The sequence below is a fragment of the Exiguobacterium sp. s168 genome (assembly GCF_018619035.1).
Taxonomy (GTDB): domain Bacteria; phylum Bacillota; class Bacilli; order Exiguobacteriales; family Exiguobacteriaceae; genus Exiguobacterium_A; species Exiguobacterium_A acetylicum.
Map to the genome: position 1 here is coordinate 71368 of NZ_JACSNE010000001.1, position 10349 is coordinate 81716.

Here is a 10349-nt window from a genome sequence, read left to right on the forward strand (position 1 = left end):
GATGTTCCAGTGACACGACTGCTAAACGATGAGGTGTCGCGAAAGCGGCGCCTCTTTTTTTAAAATCAAAGGAGGCATGAACATGTTTGGACAATGGATCAAATGGGATACACCGACAGGTACCGTACGTGCCGCCTTTACGACGAAGTTCGCTGCCCCTCATGAAAACGGAAATTTAGGATTACATGTCAACGATGATCGCGACGGTGTCATCCAGAACCGACAAGTCATCGCACGTCAGCTTGATCTATCCCTCGAGAACTCGATTTGGGCACAGCAAGTTCACGGAAATCACGTCGAACAGGTGACGACACTTGACTCTGGGCGCGGTGCTTTGGATTACGAAACAGCGATTCCGGGTACAGATGGATTGGTGACGACTGATTCGAATGTTTTATTGATGATGCTCTTCGCTGACTGTGTTCCGCTTGTCTTCTGTGATCCGACGACAGGAATCATCGCGAATACGCACGCCGGTTGGCGCGGAACTGTCGGCAATATCGTCGAGGAAACAGTCAAGCAAATGGAACGTGCGGGTGCGAGTCGTTCATCGATTCAAATGGTCATTGGTCCCTCGATCCGTGATTGTTGTTACGAAGTCGATCAACCCGTCATCGATGCAATCGATGCGCTTGAACTCGATGAGACTCCTTACATACGCAAGGAAGATGGAAAAGCGATGTTATCGCTACAAAAAACGAACGCTGCGCTAGCTGAGCGTTGTGGAGTCGGTGATGTCCTGGACACAGGTCTATGTACACACTGTCAGGCGGAAGATTACTTCTCTTATCGCCACGGCGACCACGGTGGTCGCTTTGCAAGTTTGATCGTAAAGGAGTCATTGGATGTCAATTCTTGATAATGTACAAGAGGTTACGAAACGAATGGAACAAGCAAGCGAAAAGAGTTCTTCTGAAAAGCAGGTACAGTTGATTGGCGTGACGAAATCAGTCTCAAGTCAAGTTGCTTCTGAATTATTAGCGGCAGGCGTGACACATCTCGGAGAAAACCGTCCGGATGGACTACTTGAAAAACAGGCGGAACTCGGACGAACGGCATGTACGTGGCACTTCATCGGTACGTTACAGACACGTAAAGTTCGTCAAATCATCGATGCCATTGACGTGTTGCATTCCCTCGACCGTCTTCATTTGGCGGAAGAGATCAATAAACGAACGGACCGAATCATTGATTGTTTCATTCAAGTCAACGTTTCTGGAGAAGAATCGAAGCAAGGCATTGCACCTGAGGATGTACCGTCGTTCTTACATGAAATCGGTCAGTATCCAGCGATTCGTGTCATCGGACTGATGACGATGGCACCGTTAACGGAAGATGCGACGCGTATCCGTGAGGTATTTCGTTCATTAAAAACATTGCAAGAAGAGGTCAAGGCGAAAAAATTGTCGTATGCTCCATGTATGGAGTTATCTATGGGAATGTCGTCTGATTTTGAAATCGCCATCGAAGAAGGGGCGACGTTCGTCCGAATCGGGACGACGCTCGTTCACACCTAAACGAGAAGAAGGGAGAATGGATATGGGTTTTAAATCAAAAATGCAAAATCTATTTCTCGGCAACAGCGACGATTTAGATGAACTTGAATATGAAAATGATGCTACAATAAATAAAGGTAGAGGTGCTTCACAGCAAGAGTACGAAGAGTATTACGAGGAATCTACCCCAAGTGTTACTCAAAAGGAGGACAGCGTGAGACAATCGAATATCGTGCCGCTTCATGCGACGAAAAAAACGAAATCGCAAGTTATTTTGAGTGAACCACGTGTCTTCAACGAAGCCCAGGAAATCGGGGAACATCTTCGTCAGAACCGTGCTGTCATCGTCAATATGCAGCGTATGTCAAAAGATCAATCACGACAGATGATCAATTTCTTATCTGGTGTCGTCTTCGCTCTCGATGGAACGATTACGACGATCAGTCAGAATACCCTCCTCTGTGTCCCGAACAATGTCGAGTTGGCTGGTAGCATCTCGAATCTTCTTGGAGAAGATGATATTAATCATAAGGGGTGGTAAGTATGGATTCTCAAGTGATGTACGCAATTGGTCGTACATTGAGTACGTTATTACAGTATTACAGTTACGTCATGATCGTTTATATCCTGCTATCGTGGTTCCCGAATGCCCGTGATTCGAAATTCGGACAAGTGCTCGCAATGTTAGTCGAGCCATTCCTAGCGCCCTTCCGTCGTATCATCCCGCCTATCGGGGGCATGCTGGATATCTCGCCGATTGTAGCCTTCCTCGTCTTGAACTTGGCTCAATCGGGCATTCGAGCAATCTTTTTAGTATGAGCGTATACGATCATTATCGTGGAAGCGAGCGGGAATTCGTCGATTCAGTCTTGAACTGGATCGATCATGTGGAAGCGACCTATACGTTCAAATTAACGGATTTCCTAGATCCACGTGAACAACAAATCACACAAGAACTCGTCGGTTCGAAATGCGCCCTCTTTTTTGAGGGCGGTTTCGAAGGCGCTGAACGTAAACGGGCAATCCTCGCACCAGATTATTATGAATACAACGCGGATGACTTTGACATCTCCATCTATCGCATTCATTATCCTACTAAATTCGTTGAACTTTCTCATCGTCAAGTCACCGGTACATTATTGAACGTCGGATTGAAACGAGCCAAATTCGGCGACGTCATCATCCAGGATCAAGTACAATTTGCCGTCGCGGACGAAGTCGCGACCTATATCGAAGCAAACGTCGAACGAGCAGGGAAGACGAAGATTCGTCTTTCACGTGTTGAGGCGGAAGACCGTTTGAAAGTGAAGGATCAAGAGTGGGAAGAGACACTTGGGTTCGTCAGTTCACTCCGGTTCGATACGGTCGTGAGTGAAATTCTCGGCTTCTCACGTCAAAAAGCACAGACGCTCATTAAACAAGGTGAAAGTAAGGTCAATTATAAAGTAGTGGATGATTCGAGTTTCATGCTAGAAGAAGGCGATTTGCTTTCCTTGCGTGGAACGGGACGTGTCAAGTTGATTGCAATCCTCGGATCAACGAAACGTGACCGGATCAAGCTACAATACGGTATTTTAAAAGGATAAGATAAATGCGGAGGAGGAATTCATCATGCCATTAACGCCACTCGATATTCATAATAAGGAGTTCACACGAAAGTTTCGCGGCTATGACGAAGATGAAGTGAACGAATTCCTAGATCAAGTCATCAAGGATTTTGAATTGTTGTTGCGTGAGAATCGTCAACAACAGGAAGTCATTCAAAACATGCAAGCACGCGTCGATTACTTTAGTTCGATGGAAGAAACATTGAACAAATCGATCATTGTCGCACAGGAAGCGGCTGAAGAAGTCAAAGCCAATGCTTCAAAAGAAGCGAGCTTGATCCTAAAGCAAGCAGAACGTGAAGCAGAGCAGTTGCAAGATGCGGCGCAACGCCGGGCACAACGGACAGACTTCGAAGTAGAGCAAATGCGCAAAAAAATCGAACTCTATCGTAATCGATTCAAAGTATTGATCGATGCACAGATGGAATTATTGACGAGCCATGACTGGGATGCGTTTGATTTCTCTTCTCGTGGAGCGCTTGACGATGTTCCAGCAGTTGCGTATAATGACGACGATGTCGTATAAATAAAAATCAATGACAAGGACACGTCGCATCTTGGACGGTTGACAGCGAATCGGGGAATGGTGGAAGCCCGAACAACGAAAAAGATGGGGTATCCCCTTGGAGTGCATGACTGAACGTTCGCTGAACAGTAAGTCATGCCGGCTCACTCCCGTTATCGAGTACTTAAGCGGTCTTGTTTCGTCGAATTGACGAGCAGGATTAGTAGGGTGGTACCGCGAGTTCAGCCAAGCTCGTCCCTATCTCAGGGATGAGCTTGGCTTTTTTTGTACTTTTAAAGCGAAAGGTGAGAGATGGTCAGATGGATTACAAAGAAACCTTATTGATGATGAAAACGGAGTTTTTAATGCGAGGCAACTTGCCGAAACGTGAACCAGATATGCAAGCACGTTGGGAAGAGATGAACCTCTACGCTGCGGTCCAAGAAAAAAATGCTGGGAAGCCAACGTTCATCCTTCACGATGGTCCTCCGTATGCGAATGGTGACATCCACATGGGTCACGGATTGAATAAAGTTTTAAAGGACATTATCGTTCGTTATAAATCGATGAATGGCTTCCAGTCGCCTTACGTACCAGGTTGGGACACACACGGATTACCAATCGAAACAGCACTTCAAAAAGCCGGCGTTGATCGTAAATCGATGACGGTCGCGGAATTCCGTGAATTATGTGCGAAATATGCGCTCGAACAAGTCGATCACCAACGCGAGCAATTCAAACGCCTCGGCGTTCTCGGTGACTATGACAACCCATATATCACCCTGCAACCAGAATTTGAAGCAGCGCAAATTCGTTTATTCGGAGATATGGCGAACAAAGGCTATATCTATAAAGGGAAGAAGCCAGTCTATTGGTCACCGTCTTCTGAATCGGCACTAGCTGAAGCAGAAATCGAATATCAAGATAAACGATCAGCTGCCATCTATGTCGCGTTCCAAGTCATGGACGGAAAAAACATCTTAGAGCCGACGGATCATTTCGTCATCTGGACGACGACACCATGGACGATTCCAGCGAACCTTGGAATCTCTGTCAGTGCGGAACTGACGTATGCGCGGATCGAATATCAAGGAAAAGGCTATATCGTAGCGGAAACACTCGTTCCTGAAGTCATCGAAGCACTCGGATGGGAAGATGCAACAGTCGGACGTGTCTTCAATGGTGCGGACTTCGAGTACATCAAGGCAAAACATCCGCTTTACGATCGTGAATCACTCGTCATGCTTGGCGATCACGTTACAGCAGAAGCGACAGGTGTCGTTCATACAGCTCCAGGTCACGGGGAAGATGACTTCCGCATCGGTCAAGCGTACGGTCTTGACGTCCTTTGCCCAGTTGACGATAAAGGAGTCATGACAGCAGAAGCTCCTGGATTTGAAGGTATGTTCTATGAGGATGCGAACAAAGAAATCGGTCTCGCCCTCGAAGAAGCAGGCGCTCTCTTAAAACTATCGTTCATCAAACACTCGTATCCACACGACTGGCGGACGAAAAAACCGGTCATCTTCCGGGCAACGCCACAGTGGTTCGCTTCAATCAAAGACTTCCGTGCAGAAATCCTTGATGAGATCAAAGGCGTCCAGTGGGTACCAGAGTGGGGCGAAACACGTCTTCACAACATGTTTAAAGACCGCGGCGACTGGGTCATCTCACGTCAACGCGCTTGGGGTGTACCACTTCCAATCTTCTACGCTGAAGACGGTACGGAAATCGTCACACCGGAAACGATTGATCATATCGCGAACCTGTTCGCAGCTCACGGATCAAACGTCTGGTATGAGCGCGAAGCAGTCGACTTGCTTCCTGAAGGATTCACACATCCAGCAAGCCCGAACGGTATCTTCAAAAAAGAAACGGACATCATGGATGTCTGGTTCGATTCTGGTTCATCACATGCCGGTGTCCTTGCGACACGTCCTGAATTGACGCGTCCGGCGGATCTCTATCTTGAAGGATCTGACCAATACCGCGGTTGGTTTAACTCTTCGTTATCGACAGCTGTCGCAACGACAGGGAAAGCACCATATAAAGCGGTCGTCAGTCACGGATTCGTCTTGGATGGTCAAGGTCGTAAGATGTCTAAATCGATCGGTAACACGATCGCACCGATCCAAGTCATGCAACAATTCGGAGCAGAGATTCTTCGCTTATGGGTCGCATCTGTTGATTATCAAGCCGATGTCCGGGCGTCGATGGATAACTTCAAACAAGTCTCAGAGTCATACCGGAAAATCCGCAACACGGTTCGTTTCCTTCTCGGAAACTTGGATCAATTCGATCCTGCGGCGCATCGTGTCGCATTTGAAGACTTACCAGAGTCAGACCGTTTCATGCGGACGAAATTGGACCAACTTGTTGGAAAAGTAAAAGCGGCATATGATGCGTACGACTTCATGTCGGTCTATCAATTGCTCCACAACTTCTGCGTCCTTGATTTGTCGTCGTTCTACCTCGATTACACGAAAGATATCCTGTATATCGAAAAAGCAGACGCGACGTCGCGTCGTGCGGTTCAGACGGTCATGTATGATACAGTCGTCGCCTTGTTGCAATTGATGGCACCTGTCCTGCCACACACAGCAGACGAAGCATGGGAGTTCGTACCAGCTGTTGAGACGAAGAGTATCTTCTTGACGGACCTTCCGGAAACGGTCGAAGTCTCAGAAGAAGGACTTGCCCTCATCGAGAAATGGAACGCGTTCCTGACGTTCCGCGATGATGTCTTAAAAGCACTCGAGGAAGCACGTGTTGAGAAACTCGTCGGTAAGACACTTGAAGCGAAACTCTTACTTGCGCCGAAAGAAGAAACAAAAGCCTTGCTCGGAACAATCGATCATCTTGAGCAGTTACTCCAAGTCTCACAACTCGAATTCGTGGAAACAGCGGATAAGACGTATGAGACGACCGGCATCACGGTTCAAAAAGCTGACGGTGAAAAATGTGAACGTTGTTGGACCTATTCGACGGAACTCGGACAAGATCCGGCTCATCCGACGCTTTGCCCACGTTGTACTGAAGTCGTCAATTCTTTATAATGATACAAAGGGAGGGGCGACTGCGACTTCGCAGGACGTCCCTCATTATTTTTGGATGCGGAGGACAATAGGATGTGGCTTTACTTAGGGATTGCTGCTTTACTCGTTGGAATCGACCAGTTAACGAAATGGATCGTCGTTCAAAACATGACGATCGGTCAAGCGATCACGGTCATTCCGGATTTCTTTTATCTCAACTCGTATCGGAATCGAGGCGCTGCGTGGGGAATGCTCGAAGGTAAATTCGGCTTTTTCTTCATCGTTACGGTCGTCGTCGTCATTGGATTGATTTACTTCCTCTACAAGGAAGGCACGAAAAATAAGGTATTTGCTTGGAGCATCGCGTTATTGCTCAGTGGTGCGATCGGAAATTTCATTGATCGAATGGCACGAGGAGAAGTCGTTGATTTCTTCCACTTCTTCCCGTTCGGCTATAATTTTCCGATCTTTAATGTCGCAGACGTCTGTTTGACGTTTGGTGTCATCGCGATGCTGATCAGCGTCATGTTCGAAGAACGGTTGACTAAGAAAGGAACGATGGATAAATGAATGAAGTAGAAACATGGTCCGTGCAAGCGGATGGAGCGACAGGGCGCATTGATAAATGGCTCGCAGAACAAAACGATTGGTCGCGTTCGCAAGTACAGGAATGGTTGAAAGCGGGACGTGTCGAAGTCGATGGTCGTGTTGTCAAACCGAACTATAAATTATCGGGAACGGAATCGATTGTCGTTCATATCCCGGAAGCGGTGGAGCTCGAGATCTTACCGGAAGACATCCCACTTGATGTCGTCTATGAGGACTCGGACGTCATCGTCGTCAACAAACCAAAAGGGATGGTCGTTCACCCGGCGGCAGGTCATGTCTCAGGAACGCTCGTCAACGCCTTATTACACCACTGTCAAGATCTCTCAGGCATCAATGGCGTCAAACGTCCAGGAATCGTTCACCGGATCGATAAGGATACGTCAGGTCTCTTGATGGTCGCTAAGAACGACTTAGCGCATGAATCGCTCGCGCATCAATTAAAAGAGAAGACGACAGAACGTCTTTACATCGCGCTCGTACACGGTGAAATCCCGCACGAACTCGGAACAATCGAAGCGCCAATCGGACGCGATAAGAACGACCGTCAACGGATGACGGTAACGGATAAGAATTCAAAGTCTGCCGTAACCCATTTCCGTGTGCTTGATCGGTACGAAGGCTTTACGGTCGTTGAATGTAAACTTGAAACAGGACGGACACACCAAATCCGTGTCCATATGCGTTATATCGGTTTCCCGCTTGCAGGTGACCCGAAATATGGTCCACGCAAGACGATGAAAATGAACGGTCAAGCCTTGCATGCTGCGGTTCTCGGTTTCGAACATCCACGCACAGGCGAGTGGATGCGGTTTGAAGCACCACTCCCAGAAGAGATGACATTTGAAATCGGTCAATTGAAAAAACTTGAATTAGAGTCTTGACGTTTTTCTAATAAAACGGTAGAGTATCACCTAGAGAGCGATGCGAGACATCCTCTACTGACACTTCGGTCGTCCGAGCGACGATCCTACCAAACTAATATCACCTTTAATCGAGTCCGGAGAGGCTGCGAAAGGGAGAACCTACCACGATTGTGTGTAGGCATGCATACAATACGTATGCCATGATTCTGTCTTCGATGACCTTCTGCGGATTCCCGCAGAAGGTCTTTTGTATGAAAGGAGAAACTATGAAACCAGCCGTCATCTTAGATGAAGCCGCGATTGGACGTGCACTGACACGGATCGCCCATGAAATCATCGAACGAAACAAAGGGATTCATGATTTGATGATCGTCGGAATCAAGACGCGTGGCGAGACACTCGCTCGTCGCCTTGCGAAGCGAATCGAACAAATCGAAGGAAAACCGGTCTTACTCGGTGTCGTCGACATCTCGATGTACCGGGATGACTTGTCGAAACGAAGTTTAGAACCAGAAATCAAAGGTTCTGATTTACCGGAAGACATCACCGGGAAAATCGTCGTCCTCGTTGACGATGTCCTCTACACAGGACGCACCGTTCGCGCCGCGATGGACGCGCTCGTCGACCACGGAAGACCAAGTATGATTCAACTCGCTGTCCTCGTCGACCGCGGACATCGGGAGTTACCGATTCGACCAGATTTCATCGGTAAGAACGTCCCGACATCCCGTGAGGAACAAGTCGTCGTCGCGCTTTCTGAAGTCGATGAAGCCGATCAAGTATTCATTAAACGCTAAAATTCAAAACCTTTAAGGTGGTCCAGAGAGACCAGAAAGGGAGTCATCCATATGGCAAAACATGCCGCAGTACTTGATGTACAAGAAGTACCTACTCACCCTCTAAACTGGCTGATGCTCAGCCTGCAACACGTCTTCGCGATGTTTGGTGCGACCGTGCTCGTCCCGCTCTTAACGGGACTCAACACATCGGTCGCGCTCGTCGCAAGCGGAGTCGGCACACTGATTTTCCTCGCCGTTACCCGCTTCAAAGTACCCACATATCTTGGTTCGAGTTTTGCCTACATTGCCCCGATCATTGCCGTCAGTGAACGGTGGGGTGTCGAGGATGCCTTAATCGGCGGAATGGTCGCTGGACTCGTTTACGGACTTGTCTCACTCCTCATCCGCTACACGGGAGCTGCTTGGTTGCTTCGCTTACTCCCGCCGGTTGTCATCGGACCGGTCATCATGGTCATCGGTTTATCGCTCGCCCCGACCGCTGTCAACATGGCGATGAACGGAGCGGACGGTAAGTACAACGGACTGTACTTCCTCGTCGCGATGGTCACACTCGGTGTCACACTCCTTGCGATGACGTACTTAAAAGGAATGTGGAGCACGATTCCGATCCTGTTCGGGATCACAGTTGGTTATCTCGTTGCGGCATCGGTCGGAATCATTGACTTCACACCACTGCAACAAGCCACGTTCTTCCACGTGCCGGACTTCACGATTCCGTTCCTGAGTTACACACCATCGTGGAATACAGCAGCCTTGCTACTGATCGTTCCCGTGACGCTCGTCACACTGACGGAACACATCGGCGAACAAAAAGTGACATCACGCATCATCGGGCGCGAGACGCTCCTTGATCCAGGGATGCACCGGACCGTACTTGGCGACGGGATTGCGAAGACAGTCGCTTCGATGCTCGGTGGACCACCAGTTACGACCTACGGTGAAAACAACGGTGTCATGTCAATCACTCGCGTCTATAGTGTCTTTGTCCTAGGTGGTGCGGCGGTTCTTGCGATCAGTTTCGGTTTCCTCGGATATGTCGAAGGGTTCATCAAGACGATTCCGACACCAGTCATGGGCGGGATCAGTATCCTCTTATTCGGAGTCATCGCGTCAAACGGTCTCCGGACGCTGACGGAAAGTAAGATTGATCTTGCCGATAAACGAAACTTGACGATTACAGCCGTCATTCTCGTCACGGGTATCGGAGGCGCAGCGCTCAAAATCGGCAACTTCTCTCTCGAAGGGATGGCACTGGCGACGATTCTTGGGATCATCCTGAATCTAGTCCTTCCGAAAACGACAGAGCAGGTCGAAGAAACAACGGAAACCTCTACAACTCAATCCGTAGCTAACAACTTTTAAGACGTTCCGAGAGAACGATAAAGTGAGGGCCATGAAAAGATGCAGGGAATCACTCTGCCTTCTTTCGGCGCA

General features: G+C 48.4%; 11 protein-coding genes and 1 other annotated feature. All 11 genes read left to right on the plus strand.

From position 1 onward, the window contains the following. Positions 1 to 82 precede the first annotated feature (82 nt). Positions 83 to 859, plus strand: coding sequence for a peptidoglycan editing factor PgeF (gene pgeF, locus KNQ15_RS00385; RefSeq protein ID WP_069940846.1), 777 nt, complete (start codon positions 83 to 85; stop codon positions 857 to 859). Next, positions 846 to 1517, plus strand: a complete 672-nt coding sequence (locus tag KNQ15_RS00390) for a YggS family pyridoxal phosphate-dependent enzyme (RefSeq protein ID WP_214727017.1) — start codon at positions 846 to 848, stop codon at positions 1515 to 1517. The genes pgeF and KNQ15_RS00390 overlap by 14 nt, the downstream gene beginning before the upstream one ends. Before the next feature lie 193 nt (positions 1518 to 1710). Then, a complete protein-coding gene (locus tag KNQ15_RS00395; RefSeq protein ID WP_231496839.1) occupies positions 1711 to 2037 on the plus strand; it encodes a cell division protein SepF in 327 nt (108 codons plus the stop codon). A 2-nt stretch (positions 2038 to 2039) separates the two neighbouring features. Continuing rightward, positions 2040 to 2315: a YggT family protein gene (locus tag KNQ15_RS00400; RefSeq protein WP_023468796.1), complete on the plus strand. Its 276-nt coding sequence runs from the start codon at positions 2040 to 2042 to the stop codon at positions 2313 to 2315. Next, positions 2312 to 3082: a YlmH family RNA-binding protein gene (locus tag KNQ15_RS00405; RefSeq protein WP_029342133.1), complete on the plus strand. Its 771-nt coding sequence runs from the start codon at positions 2312 to 2314 to the stop codon at positions 3080 to 3082. The genes KNQ15_RS00400 and KNQ15_RS00405 overlap by 4 nt, the downstream gene beginning before the upstream one ends. Before the next feature lie 25 nt (positions 3083 to 3107). After that, entirely contained in the window at positions 3108 to 3629 is a 522-nt protein-coding gene (locus KNQ15_RS00410) for a DivIVA domain-containing protein (RefSeq protein ID WP_023468794.1), read from the plus strand. A 1-nt stretch (position 3630) separates the two neighbouring features. After that, positions 3631 to 3871: a binding site (T-box leader), on the plus strand. 57 nt (positions 3872 to 3928) lie between these two features. Next, positions 3929 to 6664: an isoleucine--tRNA ligase gene (ileS, locus tag KNQ15_RS00415; RefSeq protein WP_214727031.1), complete on the plus strand. Its 2736-nt coding sequence runs from the start codon at positions 3929 to 3931 to the stop codon at positions 6662 to 6664. A gap of 72 nt (positions 6665 to 6736) precedes the next feature. Continuing rightward, positions 6737 to 7213: a signal peptidase II gene (gene lspA, locus KNQ15_RS00420; RefSeq protein WP_029342131.1), complete on the plus strand. Its 477-nt coding sequence runs from the start codon at positions 6737 to 6739 to the stop codon at positions 7211 to 7213. After that, on the plus strand, positions 7210 to 8133 hold the full coding sequence (locus tag KNQ15_RS00425) for an RluA family pseudouridine synthase (RefSeq protein WP_047393734.1): 924 nt from the start codon (positions 7210 to 7212) through the stop codon (positions 8131 to 8133). Before lspA ends, KNQ15_RS00425 begins: the two co-directional genes overlap by 4 nt. 248 nt (positions 8134 to 8381) lie before the next feature. Next, complete coding sequence (pyrR, locus tag KNQ15_RS00430) at positions 8382 to 8912, plus strand: bifunctional pyr operon transcriptional regulator/uracil phosphoribosyltransferase PyrR (RefSeq protein ID WP_029342129.1); 531 nt, start codon at positions 8382 to 8384, stop codon at positions 8910 to 8912. A gap of 51 nt (positions 8913 to 8963) precedes the next feature. Beyond that, on the plus strand, positions 8964 to 10277 hold the full coding sequence (locus KNQ15_RS00435; protein ID WP_029342128.1) for a uracil-xanthine permease family protein: 1314 nt from the start codon (positions 8964 to 8966) through the stop codon (positions 10275 to 10277). The last annotated feature ends 72 nt before the right edge of the window (positions 10278 to 10349 follow it).

Excerpts from the sequence above, each read along its gene's own strand:
- pgeF (WP_069940846.1), top strand. The coding sequence starts at position 83 with ATGTTTGGACAATGGATCAAATGGGATACACCGACAGGTACCGTACGT.
- KNQ15_RS00390 (WP_214727017.1), top strand. The coding sequence starts at position 846 with ATGTCAATTCTTGATAATGTACAAGAGGTTACGAAACGAATGGAACAA.
- KNQ15_RS00400 (WP_023468796.1), top strand. The coding sequence starts at position 2,040 with ATGGATTCTCAAGTGATGTACGCAATTGGTCGTACATTGAGTACGTTA.
- KNQ15_RS00405 (WP_029342133.1), top strand. The coding sequence starts at position 2,312 with ATGAGCGTATACGATCATTATCGTGGAAGCGAGCGGGAATTCGTCGAT.
- KNQ15_RS00410 (WP_023468794.1), top strand. The coding sequence starts at position 3,108 with ATGCCATTAACGCCACTCGATATTCATAATAAGGAGTTCACACGAAAG.
- ileS (WP_214727031.1), top strand. The coding sequence starts at position 3,929 with ATGGATTACAAAGAAACCTTATTGATGATGAAAACGGAGTTTTTAATG.
- lspA (WP_029342131.1), top strand. The coding sequence starts at position 6,737 with ATGTGGCTTTACTTAGGGATTGCTGCTTTACTCGTTGGAATCGACCAG.
- KNQ15_RS00425 (WP_047393734.1), top strand. The coding sequence starts at position 7,210 with ATGAATGAAGTAGAAACATGGTCCGTGCAAGCGGATGGAGCGACAGGG.
- pyrR (WP_029342129.1), top strand. The coding sequence starts at position 8,382 with ATGAAACCAGCCGTCATCTTAGATGAAGCCGCGATTGGACGTGCACTG.
- KNQ15_RS00435 (WP_029342128.1), top strand. The coding sequence starts at position 8,964 with ATGGCAAAACATGCCGCAGTACTTGATGTACAAGAAGTACCTACTCAC.